Source organism: Burkholderia sp. BCC0405, assembly GCF_902833075.1.
Lineage (GTDB): Bacteria > Pseudomonadota > Gammaproteobacteria > Burkholderiales > Burkholderiaceae > Burkholderia.
In genome coordinates, this window is record NZ_CADFEO010000021.1 from 85,003 (window position 1) to 103,220 (window position 18,218).

The 18,218-nt window shown below is 65.5% G+C and carries 17 protein-coding genes and 1 pseudogene; 9 read left to right on the top strand and 9 right to left on the bottom strand.

Annotation, left to right across the window (positions count from 1 at the left end; genetic code table 11):
* The first annotated feature begins 81 nt into the window (after nt 1-81).
* The 4 genes and pseudogenes from HWX36_RS28735 to HWX36_RS28750 all read left to right on the top strand — a co-directional run bounded on the left by HWX36_RS28735 (nt 82) and on the right by HWX36_RS28750 (nt 2,450).
* The gene (locus tag HWX36_RS28735; RefSeq protein WP_175956874.1) at nt 82-237 is read left to right on the top strand and encodes a DUF3309 family protein; all 156 of its coding nucleotides are present in this window, start codon (nt 82-84) and stop codon (nt 235-237) included.
* A gap of 118 nt (nt 238-355) precedes the next feature.
* A pseudogene (locus tag HWX36_RS37860) lies at nt 356-469 on the top strand (protein deglycase HchA); the annotation flags it as partial.
* Nucleotides 470-622: 153 nt separating this feature from the next.
* Nucleotides 623-1,360 (top strand): response regulator, encoded by a 738-nt coding sequence (locus HWX36_RS28745; RefSeq protein WP_175956876.1) that lies wholly within the window; start codon nt 623-625, stop codon nt 1,358-1,360.
* Nucleotides 1,361-1,364: 4 nt separating this feature from the next.
* Nucleotides 1,365-2,450: an ATP-binding protein gene (locus HWX36_RS28750; protein WP_175956878.1), complete on the top strand. Its 1,086-nt coding sequence runs from the start codon at nt 1,365-1,367 to the stop codon at nt 2,448-2,450.
* 39 nt (nt 2,451-2,489) lie between these two features.
* Here HWX36_RS28750 and HWX36_RS28755 read toward each other — a convergent pair whose 3' ends face one another.
* The 8 genes from HWX36_RS28755 to HWX36_RS28790 all read right to left on the bottom strand — a co-directional run bounded on the left by HWX36_RS28755 (nt 2,490) and on the right by HWX36_RS28790 (nt 10,102).
* Nucleotides 2,490-3,176, bottom strand: coding sequence for a hypothetical protein (locus HWX36_RS28755; RefSeq protein ID WP_175956880.1), 687 nt, complete (start codon nt 3,174-3,176; stop codon nt 2,490-2,492).
* A gap of 174 nt (nt 3,177-3,350) precedes the next feature.
* Nucleotides 3,351-4,073 carry a hypothetical protein gene (locus tag HWX36_RS28760; protein ID WP_347879234.1) on the bottom strand — a complete coding sequence of 241 codons (723 nt, stop codon included), beginning with the start codon at nt 4,071-4,073 and terminating at the stop codon, nt 3,351-3,353.
* Nucleotides 4,074-4,242: 169 nt separating this feature from the next.
* Nucleotides 4,243-4,794, bottom strand: coding sequence for a hypothetical protein (locus tag HWX36_RS28765; protein ID WP_175956882.1), 552 nt, complete (start codon nt 4,792-4,794; stop codon nt 4,243-4,245).
* Nucleotides 4,795-4,802: 8 nt separating this feature from the next.
* Entirely contained in the window at nt 4,803-5,795 is a 993-nt protein-coding gene (locus tag HWX36_RS28770; protein WP_175956884.1) for a hypothetical protein, read from the bottom strand.
* Between the two features lie 241 nt (nt 5,796-6,036).
* A complete protein-coding gene (locus HWX36_RS28775; RefSeq protein WP_175956887.1) occupies nt 6,037-6,510 on the bottom strand; it encodes a hypothetical protein in 474 nt (157 codons plus the stop codon).
* Nucleotides 6,510-7,196: a pilus assembly protein gene (locus HWX36_RS28780; protein ID WP_175956890.1), complete on the bottom strand. Its 687-nt coding sequence runs from the start codon at nt 7,194-7,196 to the stop codon at nt 6,510-6,512. The genes HWX36_RS28775 and HWX36_RS28780 overlap by 1 nt, the downstream gene beginning before the upstream one ends.
* A 33-nt stretch (nt 7,197-7,229) precedes the next feature.
* Nucleotides 7,230-9,485 carry a TcfC E-set like domain-containing protein gene (locus HWX36_RS28785; RefSeq protein ID WP_175956892.1) on the bottom strand — a complete coding sequence of 752 codons (2,256 nt, stop codon included), beginning with the start codon at nt 9,483-9,485 and terminating at the stop codon, nt 7,230-7,232.
* 89 nt (nt 9,486-9,574) lie between these two features.
* Complete coding sequence (locus tag HWX36_RS28790) at nt 9,575-10,102, bottom strand: CS1 type fimbrial major subunit (RefSeq protein ID WP_175956894.1); 528 nt, start codon at nt 10,100-10,102, stop codon at nt 9,575-9,577.
* A gap of 652 nt (nt 10,103-10,754) precedes the next feature.
* Here HWX36_RS28790 and HWX36_RS28795 point away from each other — a divergent pair.
* Nucleotides 10,755-12,023 (top strand): MFS transporter, encoded by a 1,269-nt coding sequence (locus HWX36_RS28795; RefSeq protein ID WP_175956896.1) that lies wholly within the window; start codon nt 10,755-10,757, stop codon nt 12,021-12,023.
* A 426-nt stretch (nt 12,024-12,449) separates the two neighbouring features.
* On the opposite strand, the gene HWX36_RS28800 is transcribed toward HWX36_RS28795, so the two are convergent.
* Entirely contained in the window at nt 12,450-13,397 is a 948-nt protein-coding gene (locus HWX36_RS28800; protein WP_175956898.1) for a LysR family transcriptional regulator, read from the bottom strand.
* 114 nt (nt 13,398-13,511) lie between these two features.
* Between HWX36_RS28800 and HWX36_RS28805 the strand changes: the two genes are divergently transcribed.
* From HWX36_RS28805 to HWX36_RS28820, 4 genes are all read left to right on the top strand, one after another.
* Nucleotides 13,512-14,567, top strand: a complete 1,056-nt coding sequence (locus HWX36_RS28805) for a 4-hydroxythreonine-4-phosphate dehydrogenase PdxA (protein ID WP_175956900.1) — start codon at nt 13,512-13,514, stop codon at nt 14,565-14,567.
* Between the two features lie 50 nt (nt 14,568-14,617).
* The gene (locus HWX36_RS28810; protein WP_175956902.1) at nt 14,618-15,790 is read left to right on the top strand and encodes an L-rhamnonate dehydratase; all 1,173 of its coding nucleotides are present in this window, start codon (nt 14,618-14,620) and stop codon (nt 15,788-15,790) included.
* A gap of 8 nt (nt 15,791-15,798) precedes the next feature.
* Nucleotides 15,799-16,716 carry a dihydrodipicolinate synthase family protein gene (locus HWX36_RS28815; protein ID WP_175956904.1) on the top strand — a complete coding sequence of 306 codons (918 nt, stop codon included), beginning with the start codon at nt 15,799-15,801 and terminating at the stop codon, nt 16,714-16,716.
* A gap of 194 nt (nt 16,717-16,910) precedes the next feature.
* Entirely contained in the window at nt 16,911-18,203 is a 1,293-nt protein-coding gene (locus tag HWX36_RS28820) for an MFS transporter (protein WP_175956905.1), read from the top strand.
* Nucleotides 18,204-18,218 lie beyond the last annotated feature (15 nt).

Below are 18,218 nucleotides of genomic sequence, written 5' to 3' on the forward strand. Positions count from 1 at the left end.
GGCGCCATCGCGGCACACACATTGCTCCAGTCGCATTCGGCGGGAGAACCGCGATGTCCAATCCGTTCCAGGAGGGGTGCGATGCTCGGTACGATCCTTATCGTCATACTGATTCTGATACTCATCGGTGCATTTCCTGCATGGCCCCACAGCCGAAGCTGGGGCTATTGGCCCTCGAGCACCGTCGGGCTGATCGTCATCATCGTCGTCATACTGGTGCTGCTGGATCGCATCTGATGCCGCAGCGCGCCGGTCGGGCAGGCCGCGTCCCGTATGAAACAAGGGCGGCCGCCCTGCCGGCCATCCCCGAAGCGCCCATCCCGACGCCGGGATGGCCGGCCGTCGCCCCGGGGGCATGACCGGCCGCTGCCATCAGGACCGCAAACTGATCACAGGCGACAGCCCGCTCGCGTCGAACGGCATCGGCACGCTCGCCGCCGTTGCGCTGCTGAAGGCAATCGGCCGCTGACGCGAGCCGGCCTCGTCGGGCGCGGCCATCGTCGTCATGCCGTTCGTGAACACGCCGGCACGCGCCACCGCGCACCGCCGCCCCGCCTCCGTTCGACGGCGTTTCCCATACGGTAGTATGGCGGCTCGATGGAAACCCGATGGACTCACTCGAATGGCCCTGCCTGATCTCCCGCCCCCTTCCAGCGCCGGCCAGGACACCCAGGCGCTCGTCCTCATCGCCGAGGACGAACCCGAAATCGCCGAGATCCTGACCGCCTATCTCGCGCGCGGCGGCCTGCGCACCGTGCACGCGGCCGACGGCCGCCGCGCACTGGAGCTGCACCTGCAGCTCAAGCCCGACCTCGTGCTGCTCGACGTGCAGATGCCGCACGTCGACGGCTGGAAGGTGCTCGCCGAAATCCGTCATCGCGGCGACACGCCGGTGATCATGCTCACCGCGCTCGACCAGGACATCGACAAGCTCACCGGCCTGCGCATCGGCGCCGACGACTACGTGGTGAAGCCGTTCAATCCCGCCGAAGTCGTTGCGCGCGCGCAGGCGGTGCTGCGCCGTTCGATGGCCGGCTCCCGCCAGGAAGAACAGCGCGTGCTGCGGGTCGCGCCGTTCGAGATCGACCTCGAACACCACGAAGCCACGCTCGAAGTGGGCAGCGAGCGGCACCGGCTCGTGCTGACGCTCACCGAGTTCAAGCTGCTCGCGCAGCTCGCGCGTGCGCCGCGGCGCGTGTTCAGCCGCGCCGAGCTGATGGCCTCCTGCCTGCCGGAAGGCGACGCGCTGGAGCGCACGGTGGACAGCCACGTCAGCAAGCTGCGCAAGAAGCTCGACGACCTCGGCGTGCAGGGCGTGCCCGTCAGCGTGCGCGGCGTCGGCTACAAGCTCTGGAGCTGAACACGTGAAGCTCGATGGTCTGAGCCGGCAGATCGCGCTGACGATGGCCGGGATGGTGTTCGGCGTGACGCTGCTGATGGTGCTCACCGCCATCGCTTTCTACTACGTCGCATTCAATTACTGGCCCGCGCACTTCAACACGAAGAACTGGCTGCCGACCGCGCCGGAATGGCTGTGGCTGATCGCGACCACGTCGGTCGGCCTCGTGCTGTCGGTCGCGGTGGCCGTCAATCTCGCGCGCCGCATCCTCGTGCCGTTGAACTCGGTCACGGACAGCATTCGCCGCGTCGCGCGCGGCGATCTCGGCGCGCGCGCCGTCGCGGGCGACCGCTCGCTGCACGAAGCCGCGCTGCTCGCCGACAACTTCAACGCGCTCGCCGACGAGCTGCAGCGCGTGACCAACGAGCAGGCGATCTGGAACGCCGCGATCGCGCACGAGCTGCGCACGCCCGTCACGGTGCTGCGCGGGCGCCTGCAAGGGCTCGCCGAAGGCGTGTTCAAGCCCGACGAAGCGCAGTTCCGCAGCCTGCTCGCGCAAGTCGAAGGGCTGACGCGGCTGATCGAGGATCTGCGCGTGGTCAGCCTCGCGGATGGCGGCCACCTGAGCATCGAGATCCGCGACGCCGATCTCGCCGCCGACGTGCGCGCCGTGGTCGACGTGTTCGCCCATGCGCTGCAGGCCGCCGGCCAGCATCCGGTGCTCGATCTCGATACGCGGCGCATGCGCTGCGACCCGGTGCGCATCCGTCAGGCACTGCTCGCGCTGCTGGAAAATGCGCGCCGCCACGCGGTGCCCGGCACGATCCGGATCCAGACGCGGATCGAACACGGCATGTGCCGGCTGCGCGTCGAGGACGACGGCCCCGGCATCCCGGCCGATTTCGCGCCGCACGTGTTCAAGGCCTTCCGGCGTATGGACGAATCGCAGCCCGGCGGCAGCGGCCTCGGGCTTGCCGTCGTCGCGGCGATCGCGCATGCGCATCACGGCGAAGCCGTCTGCCTGCCGACCGGCGCGGGCGGTACGCGGTTCGAAGTGCAGTGGCCCGACAACCTCGTGGCGGCGCCGGACCACGCGCGCTTTCCGGCTTGAGACGCTGCCTCAGCGCCTCCTTTACGCCGCCTTTTACCGTCACGCACGCGGTTCGCGCCCGACCTGTTCGAGCGGCGGATTGAACCCGAGCACTGTGTACTCGGCCACGGACACTTTCCCTTTCCCGGCCGCGCCCTGCACGACGACCGCGCACACGGCGCCGGCCCGGTCGAATATCAGCTTCGTGCCGACGGTCGCGTTGCGCAGCGCCTCCAGCTCCTCGATCCGCGCGATCGCCAGCTTGCGCACCGCGCCGGACACGTACACCGGCAGGAACACCAGCGCGATGAAGATCGACACCGCCTCCTTCGAGACGCTGTCCAGCACCGGCTGCCCCGACATCATGAGCGACAGCGACGTCGCCGCGACGAAGATCGCGAGCACGGTCGCGCCCACGCCGAGCGACGAAAACCGCTCGGCCGCCTTCTTCATGCGTGCTTTCACGAGCGCGCGCGTGGTCGCGGAGGGCACCAGCCATTCGCGCTGCGCGCCGTGGTAACCGGCGAAGCCGAGGAACAGCGTCGCGACGGCGCTGATGCCGATGCTGGTGTACAGCGCGTCGAACAGCATGCAGAGGAATTCGAGCACGAACACGATCACCGGCGGCCACAGCAGCAGACGAAACGAATAGCCGTCGCGGCCGTGCCCGCGGATCCACCATTTCACCGGCGGCAGCTCCCAGAAGCGGCTGTCCCGGTGGAGCGAAAGTTCTTCGATATCGTTCACGCTCTCACCTGCCTGTGCGATCCCGTTCCGTCCGGGCATCGCGTTGCGTCGCCCGCCCGATCCGGCGCGAGAGGCGGCCCGACAGGCAAACGAATGCGTCAGGTTATCAAATGATCCGGAAGATTCATTCACCCCGTCGCCTACGGGCGATGCCGGGCTCGCCTGTCAACGCGGTCAGAGGGCGTCCGCTCCGCTTGCGCTCGCATCTGCCGGAGCGGCCCCACCGCGACACGTCGGCTGCCCCGGGATCTCGACGACGCGCCCTTGCAGCGGCCGCGGCACGCCCGGGTACACATTGAACGGTTCGACGGCCTGCCCGTCCACCTTGGCGTCCTTCACCGCATAACGTACGGTTCCCGTCGCCGAGAGCCGCGCGCCGTGCGCGTCGCACGCAACGGACAAGGCCTCTTTCCAGCTCTCCGGCATCTGCCGGACAAGCGCACTGAATCCCAGATTGACGACGATGCTCCCGGTCGCCTTCTGCTGCCCCTGCGGCATCACTTTGATCTCGGGTTTGACGTCCAGCCGGTACACCGTCTCGTCCTGAACCGCCCGCAACGGTTTCAACGCAATGTTCTTGGTCTGCCCGGGTGCGAGCGTCAGCTTGAACGGGAAGGCATAGAGCGCCGGATTCGCTTCGGTGCCGACCGGCTCGAGTGTCTCGTCTTTCAGCGGCACGCCGGGATTGAGCAGGCGCGACAACGAAATGGTCACGTACTCGGGGCGATCGCCGTTGTTGACGATCTGCACGCTTGCCGTGCCCGAATCGACCGAGATTTCCTTCGGAAACACGTCGATCGTCGCAACCGCGACGCCCGGAATCAGCCCGGCGAGCGTTGTCGCAATCGAAAGAAGGAATGAACGCAATCTCATGTTGGGGTCCAGTTGAATCGGCACCGCGGGATGGCATGCCGGTGCTGCCGACGGGCCCGATTTGCCATTCGCATGCGTGCATGCAAGCTTTGACGCAGACGACAATCGGAAACGGAAAATCCAAAGTACACCGCCCGCGACGCGGCGGGCGGTGAGGAGCCGGAACGTCTCCGCGACGGGGAGACGCCCCCCGCTACTGCTGTTTCACGACGACCGGCTCGAACACAAGCGACAGCGTGCCCGTATAGGTGCCGACCGTACTCCTGAAGTCGCCTTCCGGCGGGTACGCGGAAACGGCGAGACGGTAATAGCCTTCGGAATCGACGTTGGGCGACGGCGGCGCCGGGTTGTTGAACTCGACCACCTGCCCGACGACGAGCGGCTTCGGGTCGGCACCTTCGGCGCCGATGCTGACCGCCGGCTTGCGGAACGCGAGCGTCGGTTTGGCCTGGTTCCGGATATCCAGCGGCTGATCCATGCGGACCTGAAATCTGCCCGTCGTCGAGACTACGCGCAGCCGCGCGTCCACTTCGTACGCGGTTTCCCACCCGCCGAGCTGCTGCATCGTCAGGCCCTGACCGAACCAGCCGCCTTTATCATTCGTGATAATCAGATTGTTCGGGCGGACGACCTTGGCCGTAATCTTGCTCTGCGTCTTGCCGTTGACCAACAGGATTTGCGCCGATACGAACGCCGGCAGAAACGCCAGCACCACCAGTAATCCGTTCAGGATGGTTTTGCGCATTTCGTCTCCTATGATTTCGTGACGATCGTGAACGACAGCACATCGTTGTAGTCGCCGGGATCGACAGTCATGTCCACCGAAGTCCTGAACGTCGGAACGAAGCAGGTGCGATTGGCGTTGTTCAACGTCACCGGGCTTGCATTCGCATTCGGCAACCGGAAGGTTGCGCTACCGCTGTCCAGCGTCATGTCGTACGGAACCGTCTGCGACGGCTTGCTGGTATTCCTGAGCAAATACCGGTTACCCAAAATCCCATTCTCGCTCGTCGCATTGATCACGAAATTGCGATAGCTGTCGACGCCGGTGTACGTAAAGCACAGCTGCTGTGCCGCACCGGCGAGCGTCTTCTCGTCTTCGCCTCGCGCCAACTCCCCAAGATTCCAGTCGGGCGCCGCCACATCTATCATGATGGCGGGTGGCGGCTTCGGCGGCGGGACCTCCGGGTCAACCACCCGGCATGCGCTGTTGCTACCCATGCCGCTGACATAGGCCCCACCGGTGATCTCGCCGACATCGTCGCCCTGCGTGAAGTTGCCGGCTCGGATGGCAACGCCGGGCCAATCCCTGATTACGTCATTGTCGATCAGTATCTCGACTATGACCGAGTGCGCCCCTCGGTTATTCCATCCCGGCAGACCAGCATTGTCCTTGTTGAGCCCGTAATACATTACGTAGCCTTTGCCAAAATAGGAATTCGAGTTTTTCGTGCCATTCATCACGACATACTTCGCCGCATCGCTGCTTGGCCGCATGTTCCCTCTGGCGTCATACGTGTAGACCAGGATGCCTCTCGAATTAAAGACATGATCGGGTCTGAGGCTCCCGTCCGGCCGTCTCCCAAGGTTATCCGTGATGGTTCGATAATTAATGACCACCTGGATCGTACTGGTTCCATCCCCGTTGTTTCTCCACAGGCAGCCGCCGTAGCTGTTAACTACACTAGCGTACTGAATAGAGAACTGGGTAGCGAACTGGGCAAATACACTGAACGAAATCGCCATCAGACATGCGCCTAATACGCAATCCCGCCATCGTCGAATCATTCCGAATTTTTTCATCGATTTTTTCATCCCGATTAGGTCAATACATCAAGCCGGTCTCGCCGAAAATGCCCCCTGCGGCCTGCGTTGCAGGCTCGACGATGTAATGATTCAGCGTCATCCACGCGGCATCGCACGCACGATTGCATTCGGCCATTCGCCTCTCGATGGCACCCACGCGCATCGCTTCGACAGGCGCGTATCACTGCGCCGGCGCGGCACGCTGGTAGATCACCACGCCATACCCGACATTGACGAACAGCGGAGCCGGCGCACCTTCGGTCTGCCCGGCATCGACAGCAATCCGCTCGTTCGGCCGGAACGTGACTCGCCATATCTGCGTTTTCGAAGGCACAGCCAGTTGCTTCAGCCCGATTCGGTATTTCTGTCCCGGCGCCAGCGTCAGGCGCCCGGGCCCTACCAGCAACGTGGGCCGCGGCACGTCGGCTACCGGCACCCGATGCTCGGGGGATTCGCCCGGATTGGTCAGCAGGTACTGCTCGATGTCCAGGTAAAGCGGCGTATCGCCGGCGTTTTCGACGTACAGTTCGGGCGCCGGCTTTTCCGGCTCGAACGTCAGCTCCATGCGCGACAGCTTCAGCGCGCCGGCGGCCATGCTGCAGGTGCATGCCAGTGCGGCCAACATCCCGATTGCGACGCGCGATGCGCGCATCATCACGGGCACGCCAGCGTTTTCGGCTTGTCGTCGACACGCAACGTCATTCGCTTCGTCGCGAAGTGCTGAGGCGTGCCCGGAAATACGGCGATCGTCTGTGCGGACGGCGCGCCGTCATACGTCACATCGGTGAAGACCTGGCGCACGTTGCCTGTATTCTCAAGCGTCAGCCCGCCGCTCTCGCAACGGTGCGCCCAGCTCACGCGCTGCTTGCCGGGTGGGGGCATGTGCCGCACCAGCACGCCATAGCCGACGGATACCGACATCGGCGCAGTGATCTTGTCCTGCGGCGCATCGTCCACCTTCAGCGACCTGACCGGCACGATATACAGCCGGTACAGTTCTTCGCTCTCGGGCTCCGCGAGCGACCTGAGCGTGATCAAGCGCGACTGGTTCGGGCCGAGCGTCAGCTTGTCCGGGCTCGCGAGCATGCCCGGATGCCGCAGCTCGCCGAGGTTCTGTTTCTCTTCAGGCGTCTTGCCCGGATTCATCACTTTCTGCGCCGAGATCGACAAGTAGAGCGGCGCGTCGCCCATGTTCTTCACCGTAACGGTCTGGTCGTGGTTGTTGAATACCTTGGTCGTGGCCGGCATCACCATCAGCTCACCTTCGGCATGCGCCGGTTGAGCGGCGGCAAACAGCAGAGCACACGCTAGCGGAAGTGCGGTTCGCAAGTTCAGTTTCATATCGTCAATTCCTGTCAATGGTTGAATGCGCCGTCATTGGCAACGGAAGTCGTTTCCGCTGGCGTCCTTCAAGCTGCATGTATAGCGATGCCCGTTTTGATCGACCGCAATCTGCGACAACAAGGTTTTGCTGACGATCGAGAACAGCCCGTTCGGATGCACCGTGTCGCCGGTTTCGATCACCTTGCCGCTCACCGGTTTGCCGTTCGTATCCTTCAGGAAGCCGCTGTACACCATGTTGATGTCGACCTTCGCCAATGCCGCGTAGACCTGGCCCGGGTGAGCGCGGACGATGTTCGCCGGCACCTCGACGTTCATGTCGAACTGCTCACTGTTGCTCATCACGCGTGCGAACGGCACGTCGCGATATGCATTGAGCGGCACCGCATACGTGCTGTTGCCGGCCACCGGGCTGCCCTCGACGTTGAACCCGTACTTCATGCCCTGGAGGTCCGGCGTTTTCAACAGCATCGCGCTGCCGCTCGAGCTGTAACGGCCGAACGCCACGCCGTCCTTGCTGGCCGCGACCGTGCCGCGGTAGTTGAAATCGACGTTGCCGCCGCCGCTGCTCTGGCCGAGGTTCAGCGATGCGTCACCGCGCGTGCCGGAGCGCGTGCCGTAAACGTTCACGCCGTAATGGGTGCCGATCCGGTTCGCCGACAGCCCGACGGTTGTCGTGCCGAAGCCGTCCTGGAAATCCTTGCGGACGTCGCCGCTGATCTGCGTCTGGCCGCCGGAATGCGCGGCGCTGAAGCTCGCCTGCGCCTTGTCCAGCATCATCGTCATGTTGAAATACACGCCGTAGCCGCCGCGGCCCTGATAGCCGCCCTTCTGCACGCCGAGCGCGAACGTGCCCCACAGGCCGTTCGGCCGGTAGTTCCAGCGCGCCTCGGCCTGCTGCGATTCGCTGAACGTCGAGCGCTGGTAGTTGTAGCCGAACGTCACGCCGCGGAACGCGCGGCTATACGACACCGCCGTGCTCGGCTGACCGATGTAGAAGCGCGACACGGCGGTATTCTGGTAGCGGCTGACCATCAGGCTGCCGAGCGCCTCGCTCGCCATCGACAGGTTGACGTAGCCGCCCGTGCTGCGCTCTCCGCTCAACAGACCGAGTGTGGGTGCGATGTCAACGCCGCCCAGGTGCATCGGCCGCGTGATGTTGACTTCAGCCGCCCATTTTCCGCCCTTTCCGGCGAGCATCGCCCCGTTGAGATAGAACTGCTTGAAGTTCCGGCTGACCGCGGCTTCGAGCAGATAGCCGCCGGTGCCCATTTCCTTGCCGGCCGTCACGTGCCATGCGTTGCCGCTGTTCGCGCCGAAATTGAGGTTGTTGACCTCGCGGGTTTCGCGGTTGACCACGTTACCGTTGCGGTCGACGAGGCGGACCTCGACCGAGTAGTAACCGCCCGGCAGATCGGCGAAGCTGATCTCGTTGCGGCCGAGCACGGCCGGCCGTTTCAGGATCTGTCGGCCGTTCCGGTAGAACTCGTAGTTGCCTTCGGCCGACGCGTAGAGAATCAGCGAACCGGCCTTGCTGTCGACCTGCAGGTGGGTCTGGCTGCCAACCGTCACGAACTGGTCGAAGCTCGGCGACAGCAGCGTGTTGACCGTGCCGGCCGCATAATCGATATTGTTCTGCTTGCCCGCCCGCACGTACGTTTGGGCGAAATTCTTCTGCAGGTAGTACGAAGACAACCCCTGCTGGCTGGCGCTGGAATGGCGGGTTTCAGTACGGTTCGCGTACCAGCTCATGTAGCCGAAGCTCTGGAACGGAAGCCCGACATACGTGTTGCCGTTCACGTTGACCGCGCGGTAACCGTCGGACGCCGCCCGCAAGTCGAGCGCCTGGTTGTTGACCAGCCCGAAACCCGTTTCCGGCGCGATATAGTCCTCGCGCGAATCGCGGATCGAGATCGACCGCTTCAGCTTGTCGACGGTAACGTGGTACCCGGCTATCGATTCGTCGCAGCCCTTGCTGCAGCGCTTGTAGTCGAGCTGCGAGATCACGTCCCGGATCGTGTCGACGTTCTCGGGCGAGATACCGTTTGCCGCATACTTGGCCGCGTCGAATTCAAGCGACGCGTCCTTTGACGAATAACTGATGAATCCCGGCAGCGTCCGCCCGTTGAAGGTCGCAACATAGTTCGCGCTATCGTCCAGTTCGGCCGCACTGAATCCTTTAGGTACACCATACGTGACCTTTAGTTCTGCGAATGAGTACGACGAAACAAAAAGAAATGTACCCAACCACAGCTTGTTGAAACGGAAAGGAGCTTGATAGGCGACCACGCTGATTTCTTCTAGGGAGGGTTGGGACGGGCTGGCATCGGAGTTCTTCAGGGAGAGCCCCGATCGAATCGGGGCTCCGTCCGGGACGGTTACGGCGCTGCTGCCGCGACCGGCTCGAACACCATCACGAGATCGCCGCTGTAGCTGCCGTTCGTGCTGTTCGTGCCAACCTGGATCGGCGCGTCGACGTTGATCTTCAGGTTGTGGATTTCGTCGTAGCCGCCGTTGCCGGCCGTCACCTGCGTGATCTTCTGGACCGCGCCAAACTTCACTTCGGCATCGCCGCCGTTGCCGGACAGCGTCACCTTCGCGTTCTTCATTTCGTACGCGCCGCTCGACAGCTTCAGCGGCTGCGCGAGCGACACATTGAAGTCGGCGTTCTTCGTCCAGACGCGAACCGGCAGCGTCTTCTCGAACTTGGCTTGCGTGTGGTCGGTGGCCTGCAGTGCTTCCGTGCCGTACCAGGTCGAGCCGTCCGGCTTCGACACGAACATGCCGTCGTTGATCTGGGCGGTCAGCGTGATCTTCTTCGACACCGTATCGGCCTGCGCCGTATGCGCCATACCGAACAGCGCCGTGGTGACGCCCATTGCCAGAACGAGTTTGCTGAGTTTCATCGAGTAATTCCTATTAAAGAATGAGCTTCTTAGATCGAATCGCATTGAATAAATAATCGATGGAAATTCGATTCGTGAGAAATAGATCCCACCGCTGCAAGTCTATGGACATAGCCGCCATCTGGAAATGAGACAAGTTCTTAATGACGAAACAAAATGACTAGTTCAAGTTCCAAAAAAATAGAAAACTGTCACCTTAAGTCCAATATTGTTACGTTGATTTAATGAATTGTTCGGGACGAGGCAAGCAGGACGCTTTTCGCAGCGGATCGAGCGCGCGTGGTTGCCGCGCTCAGGCGTCGATCGGCACGACGCCGGCCGCGGCAGGCAGCGGCTGTCGCGCGGCGAGACGGCTTGTGTGCCGGGCAAGCGCATCCACGCGCATGGAACGGGGTGTTCGGGATGACGCGTGTGCCGCGCGGAGCATGCGCCGCGTCAGCGCATCGAAGGGCGAGGAAAGCGCTACTGCACGGAACCTGCAGTCAACCGCGCCGCCACGGATCGAGTCAATGCGCCCGGGCGGAAATGAATGCCTCAGGTTATCAACCTATCCAAAAGATTCATTAGACGGCCCCTCCCCGGCGCGCGATGCTGGCTACGCCAATCGACGCGGGGTCCGTGTAACGCCGCGCACGACACCGGAGCGAGACACATGCCTAACGATCACCGTCAACGGCGCCACACGCTGTGGCTGCTGTGCGCGCTGTCATTCATCCTCTACGTCGACCGCGTGAACCTCGCGACCGCGGCCGGCGCGATCAAGGCCGAACTCGGCCTGTCGAATACCGAACTTGGCGTCGCATTCTCCGCGTTCGCGTATTCGTATGCCATCTGCCAGATCGGCGGCGGCTGGATCGCCGACCGGTTCGGCGCCCGCATCACGCTGATCGGCTGCGGGCTGATCTGGGTCGTGTCGACCGTCACCACCGGGTTCGTGCACAGCCTCGGGCTGCTGTTCGCCGCGCGTCTGCTGCTCGGCATCGGCGAAGGCGCGACGCTGCCCGCACAGGCCCGCGCGATCACATACTGGTTCCCGCGCGAGCGGCGCGGCGTCGTGCAGGGCTTCACGCATTCGTTCTCGCGGCTCGGCAACGCAGTCACGCCGCCGATCGTCGCCGCGCTGATGACCTGGCTGTCATGGCGCGCGGCGTTCTTCGTGATCGGCGCGGTGACGCTGGTGTGGCTCGCGTGGTGGATCGTCGGCTTCCGCGAATATCCGCTCGGCGACGAAGCCGGCCATGGCCGCCCGCGCCCCGCGCCGCCCGCCGGCCCGACGCCGTGGGGGCCGCTGTTCCGCCGGATGGCGCCGACCATCTTCGTCTACTTCTGCTACGGCTGGACCGCTTGGCTGTTCTTCACGTGGCTGCCGACGTTCTTCCTGAACGGCCAGGGCCTGAACCTGAAGTCGACCGCGCTGTTCGCGTCCGGCGTGTTCTTCGCGGGCGTGGCCGGCGACACGCTCGGCGGCTGGCTGTGCGACCGGATCTACCGGAAGACCGGCAACCTCGCGCTGTCGCGCCAGAGCGTGATCGTCGCGAGCTTCGTCGGCGCGCTCGTGTGCCTGCTGCCGCTCGCGGTCGTGCACTCGACGGCCGGCGTCGCGCTGTGCCTGTCGGGGTCGTTCCTGTGCCTCGAACTGACGATCGGGCCGATCTGGGCCGTACCGAGCGACATCGCGCCGGCCCACGCCGGCATCGCGAGCGGGATGATGAACGCGGGCTCCGCGATCTCGGGGATCCTGTCGCCGATCCTGTTCGGCTATCTCGTCGATCGCACGGGGAGCTGGACCGTGCCGTTCATCGGCTCGGTCGCGATGCTGTTGATCGGCATCGTCGCCGCGCTGCGGATTCGCCCGGAACGCACGCTGTCGGCGTCGATGCCGGCGCTCGCCGACGCGCCCGCCGCGCCGTCGGCACACTGAAGCGGGTCGCTTCGGGTTCGCCTGCGTCGGCTGTCCGGGCGGCGGCGCCGTCTCGCGTCACCGTGTGCCGCGACGGCGGCGTGCGAGCGACCCGGTTTGCCTGGCTGGTTCGGCTGGTTCGGCTGGTTCGGCTGGTTCGGCTGGTTCGGCTGGTTCGGCTGGTTCGGCTGGTTCGGCTGGTTCGGCTGGTTCGGCTGATTCGGCTGATTCGGCTGATTCGGCTGATTCGGCTGACCCGGCCGGCGCGGCTGACTCGGCTGACTCGGCTGACTCGGCTGACTCGGCTGACTCGGCCGGCGTGGCTGACCTGGCTGGTTCGGCCGGCGTGGCTGCCGCGGCTGGTCCGGCCTACCCGGCTGCCGCGGCTGGTTCGGCCACCTCGGCCGGCGCGGCTGGCTCGGCCGCCTCGGCTGGCAAACCGCGCCATTACACGCCGCCGTCATCCCCGCCCCCTTCGCGGTGAAACAGCGCAAGAAACTGCTGCGCGGGAATGCTCAGCGGCCGGTCGCGCCGCACGAGGCTGCCGTACGACGGCAGTTTCTGTTCGAGCGTGTAATCGACGATCGCGACGAGCCCGTGCTCCGCGTTGCGCCGCGCCACCGTCAGCGGAATCACGCCGAGCATCGGCGAGCGGTCGACGAGATTCATCGTGGTCAGGATCGACCCCGTTTCGACCAGCCCGCGCGGCATCGGCTGATGCCGCGCGTTGAACTCGCGCTCGACGACCTCGCGCGCCGGGCTGCCGGCCGGCTGCAGGATCCACGCGTAATCGAGCAGCGCGTCGAATGCCACCGGCCCCGCGCCCGCGAGCGGATGGTCGCGACCCGCGATGATCGCGAGCGCCTCGTCGTCGACCACACGGAAGTCGCAATCGGTCCCGACGTGGCGCCCGATCACCACTTCGAGCACGCCTTCGCGCAGTTGCGGCATCAGCCTGTCGCTCGTATCGACCGCGATGTCGATCGCCAGCAGCGGGTAACGCGCCTTCAACCGCACCAGCGCCTCGGTGAGCCGCCCCGGCGACGCCGCCATGATGCTGCCGATCGCCAGCCGCCCCGCGCTGCCGAGCTGCAGCTCGCCGAGCTCGCGGTTCAGCGCCTCCATGCTGCCGCGGATGCCGCGGAAATAGCCGAGCACGCGCTCGCCGGCCGGATTCAGCACGAGCCCGCGCCCGACACGGTCGAACAGCCGCTGGCCGAGCGCGCTCTCCAGCTCGGCCAGCATCTTCGTCGCAGCCGGCTGCGTGAGGCCCATCTGCTCGGCCGCCGCGCGCAGCGTCGAGCACTCGTCCACGGCCAGCAGCAGCACGATCTGCCGCATGCGCAGCCGGTTCAGCAACTGCGGGGTCGAGTCCCGTCGGTCGATCGAGCCCATCTCTGATTACTCCAGGTTATCGATTCATCAAGAGTTTTCAATTTACCGACTCATTCCGTCTACCTAGCATCAACCCCATAGACAAACGGCCACGCGCCGCCACCGGAGACACGCATGACCACCCCCTCGCCCACCGCTCCCCTGCCCGTCGTTGCGCTGACGCTCGGCGATCCCGCCGGCATCGGCGCCGAACTGATCGCGAAACTGCTCGCCCGCCCCGACGCCACTACCCGCGCGAATCTCGTGCTGATCGGCGATCGCTGGCTGTGGGAAGCCGGCCAGCGCGTGGCCGGCGTGACGGTCGACGTCGAGCCCGTCGCGTCGCTCGCCGCCGCGCGCGGCCGGCGCTCGACCGCGCGCGCCGCGTTCGTCGCCGTCGACACGATCGCCCCGGCCGACGTCACGCTCGGGCAGCCCGGCGCGGCCGGCGGCCGCTCGACGCTGACCGTGCTCGACCTGTGCCTCGACGCGGCGCTCGCCGGCCACATCGACGCGATCTGCTTCGCGCCGCTGAACAAGTACGCGATGAAGCTCGGCGGGCTGAAGCACGAGGACGAGCTGCACCACTTCGCCGAAGCGCTCGGCGTGACCGGCTACTTTTGCGAATTCAACACGCTCGGCGAGCTGTGGACCGCGCGCATCTCGTCGCACATTCCGCTGAAGGATGCGCCGCGCTACCTGAGCGTCGAGCGGATCGAGCAGGCCTCCGAACTGATCTACCGGTCGCTGCTCGCGAACGGAGTCGCCGCGCCGAAAGTGGCGATCGCCGCGTTCAACCCGCACGGCGGCGACGGCGGCAGCTGCGGCCGCGAGGAAGTCGACATCATCGAGCCGGCGGTGCGCAAGCTGCAGTCGCGCGACTGGCCGACCGACGCGCCGTTCCACGGCCCGTTCCCCGCCGACACGATCTTCCTGAAGGCGCAGGCCGGCGATTACCAGGCGATCGTCACGATGTACCACGACCAGGGGCAGATCGCGATCAAGCTGCTCGGCTTCTCGCGCGGCGTCACCGTGCAGGGCGGGCTGCCCGTGCCGATCACGACGCCCGCGCACGGCACCGCGTACGACATCGCGGGCCGAGGCACGGCCGACGTCGGCGCAACCTGGCAGGCGCTGCAGATCGCGTGCCGGATGGGCGCCGCGCGCCGCACTGCCACCGTTTCGGCGTGACGTTCGCGCGCCTCCCGCACCCGACAACACCAATTACCGGAGACACCATCATGAAAATCCGTTCCGTGCGCGCACGCGTATTCCAGTGGAAAGGCAAAACCGTTCCGCCCCAGGGCAACTTCTGCTCGAACGCGATGGATCTGCTGTACGCGCCGCAGGAGACGATGAGCACGTTCCGCTTCCATGCGTGGACGGTCGTCGAGGTCGAGACCGACGACGGCATCGTCGGCCTCGGCAACGTCGCGCTCGCGCCGCAGGTCGCGAAGGTGATCATCGACCAGTACCTCGCGCCGCTCGTGATCGGCCAGGACCCGTGGGACTACGAATACCTGAACCAGCAGATGTATCGCGCGACCCACGCGTGGGGCCGCAAGGGCATCGGCATGGCGGCAATCTCGGCGGTCGACATCGCGATCTGGGACATCCTCGGCAAGAGCGTCGGCAAGCCCGTGTTCAAGCTGCTCGGCGGCCGCACCAAGGAAAAGATCCCCTGCTACTACTCGAAGCTCTACCGCACCGACCTGAGAGAGATGCAGGACGAGGCGCAGCGCTACCTGAAGGAAGGCTTCCGCGCGTTCAAGATGCGCTTCGGCTACGGGCCCGCGCACGGGCAGCAAGGCGTGACCGAGAACCTGAAGTCGGTTGCGGCGATCCGCGAGGTGATCGGCTACGACAACGACCTGATGCTCGAGTGCTACATGGGCTGGAACCTCGAGTATGCGAAGCGCATCCTGCCGAAGCTCGAGAAATACCAGCCGCGCTGGCTGGAAGAACCGGTGATCGCCGACGACATCGACGGCTATGCGGAGTTGAACCAGTTGACGCGCATTCCGATCTCCGGCGGCGAGCACGAGTTCTCGCTGTACGGCTTCAAGCAACTGCTCGACCGCAAGGCCGTGTCGGTCGTCCAGTACGACACGAACCGCGTCGGCGGGATCACGATGGCGCACAAGATCAACGCGCTGTGCGAGGCGTACAGCGTGCCGGTGATTCCGCATGCGGGCCAGATGCACAACTATCACCTGACGATGAGCACGCTCGCGTCGCCGATGAGCGAGTACTTCCCGATGTTCGACGTCGAGGTCGGCAACGAGCTGTTCTATTACATCTTCGACGGCGAGCCGGTGGCCGAGAACGGCTTCGTGCAACTGCGCGACGACGTGCCGGGCCTGGGCCTCACGCTGAAGACCGCGTTCCTCGACCAGTTCGACATCGTCGAGTGAGGCCCGCCATGCACGCACGCTACCAGGGCGTCTTTCCGGTCGCGCCGACGATCTTCGACGCGCACGGTGCGCTCGATCTCGACGGCCAGCGCCGCTGCCTCGACTTCATGATCGATGCCGGCTCGCAAGGCATCTGCATCCACGCGAATTATTCGGAGCAATTCGCGCTCGGCGACAACGAACGCGACCTGATCACGCGCACCACGCTCGAGCACGTCGCGGGCCGCGTGCCGGTGATCGTCACGACGTCGCACTTCAGCGCGCGGATCTGCGCACAACGCAACCGGCACGCGCAGGCGCTCGGCGCGGCGATGGTGATGGTGATGCCGCCGTACCACGGCGCGACGTTCCGCGTGCCGGAGGCGCAGGTGCGCGCGTTCTTCCGCGAAGCCGCCGACGGCCTCGACATTCCGCTGATGATCCAGGACGCACCCGCGAGCGGCGTCGCGCTGCCGGCAGCGCTGCTCGCGTCGCTCGCCCGCGAGATCGACGCCGTGTCGTACTTCAAGATCGAGACGGCCGGCGCCGCATCGAAGCTGCGCGAGCTGATCGCGCTCGCCGGCGATGCGATCGAGGGGCCGTGGGACGGCGAGGAAGGCATCACGCTGCTGGCCGATCTCGATGCCGGCGCGACCGGCGCGATGACGGGCGGCGGCTATCCGGACGGGATTCGCCGGATCACCGACGCGTATTTCGCCGGCCGCCGCGACGAAGCCGTCGAGCAGTACGCGCGCTGGCTGCCGCTGATCAACTACGAGAACCGCCAGTCCGGCTTCCTGACCGCGAAGGCGCTGATGCGCGAAGGCGGCGTGATCGCGTGCGACGCACCGCGCGCGCCGTGGCCCGAACTGCATCCCCAGGTGCGCGCCGGCTTGCTCGACACGGCGCGGCGGCTCGATCCGCTCGTGCTGCGCTGGGGGCATTAGACGTCCGGACGCCTGCGGTGTGCGCTTCACGGCTGCGGCCCGACGCGCACGCCGCGCAGCCGGACAGACGTTCGCGCCGATGGGAAATGCGTACCTGCGTTGCGCATCGGCGGTTAGCCCCGTGCGGATTCGTCACGGCGTGACAGCGGTCCATCAGAAGATCGCTGCCGCAGATCGACAATATTGGAGACATCATGAATTCGTTGAACCCGGCCACCCCGGCATACGAAGCCGGCGAAGCGATTCCGCGCCGCCGCTGGCTGCGCGTGATTCCGCCGCTGCTACTCGCCTGCATCATTTCCTACATGGACCGCGTGAATATCGCGTTCGCGATGCCCGGCGGGATGAACGCCGATCTCGGCATGGACGCGACGATGGCCGGCCTTGCCGGCGGCATCTTCTTCTTCGGCTACCTGTTCCTGCAGATTCCCGGCGGCCGGCGCGCGGCGCTCGGCAGCGGCAAGACCTTCATCGCGTGGTCGCTCGTGAGCTGGGCCGTGCTGTCGGTGCTGACCGGGCTCGTCACGCATACCTGGCAGCTGCTGACGCTGCGCTTCCTGCTCGGCGTGGCCGAGGGCGGGATGCTGCCCGTCGTGCTGACGATGGTCAGCCACTGGTTTCCCGACCGCGAACGCGGCCGTGCGAATGCGATGGTCATCATGTTCGTGCCGCTCGCCGGCATGATCACCGCGCCGCTGTCCGGCTTCATCCTCGCCGCGTACGACTGGCATCACCTGTTCTTCAGTGCGGGCGCGCTGTCGCTGCTGTGCCTCGTCGTGTGGCTGCTGTTCGCCGACGACGGCCCGGAGACCGCGCGCTGGGTGTCGCCGCGCGAAAAGGCCTACATCCTCGACGCGCTGCGCGACGAACAGGAACGCAAGCGCGCGGCCGGCACGCCGGCTGCCGCATCATTCGGCGAGATGCTGCGCAACCCGACGATCTGGCTGCTGATCGCGATCAACTTCTGCTATCAGGTCGGCATCTACGGCTATACGATGTGGCTGCCGACCCTGCTGAAAAACCTCACGCACACCGGGATGGGCAAGGTCGGCCTGCTCGCGATGCTGCCGTATGTCGCGATGGTGATCGGGATGTTCGTCACGTCGTATTTGTCTGATCGAACCGGCAAGCGGCGCCTGTTCGTGCTGCTGCCGCTCGTCGGCTTCGCCGCGTGCCTCGCGCTGTCGGTGCTCACGCATGCGTCGATGGCCGTATCGTTCGCGTTCCTGATCGGCTGCGGCTTCTTCCTGCAGGCGGCCGCCGGCGTGTTCTGGGCGATTCCGCCGAAGCTCTGCAGCGTCGAGACGGCCGGCAGCGCGCGCGGCCTGATCAACGCGCTCGGCAATCTCGGCGGCTTCTGCGGCCCGTATGCGGTCGGCGTGCTGACCCAGCACGTGAGCGCGGCGGCCGGCGTGTACAGCCTCGCAATCACGCTCGCGGTGGCCGGCCTGCTCGCGCTGACGCTGCCGAAACGCTGCGAGGACTGAGACCGGATACGCGGG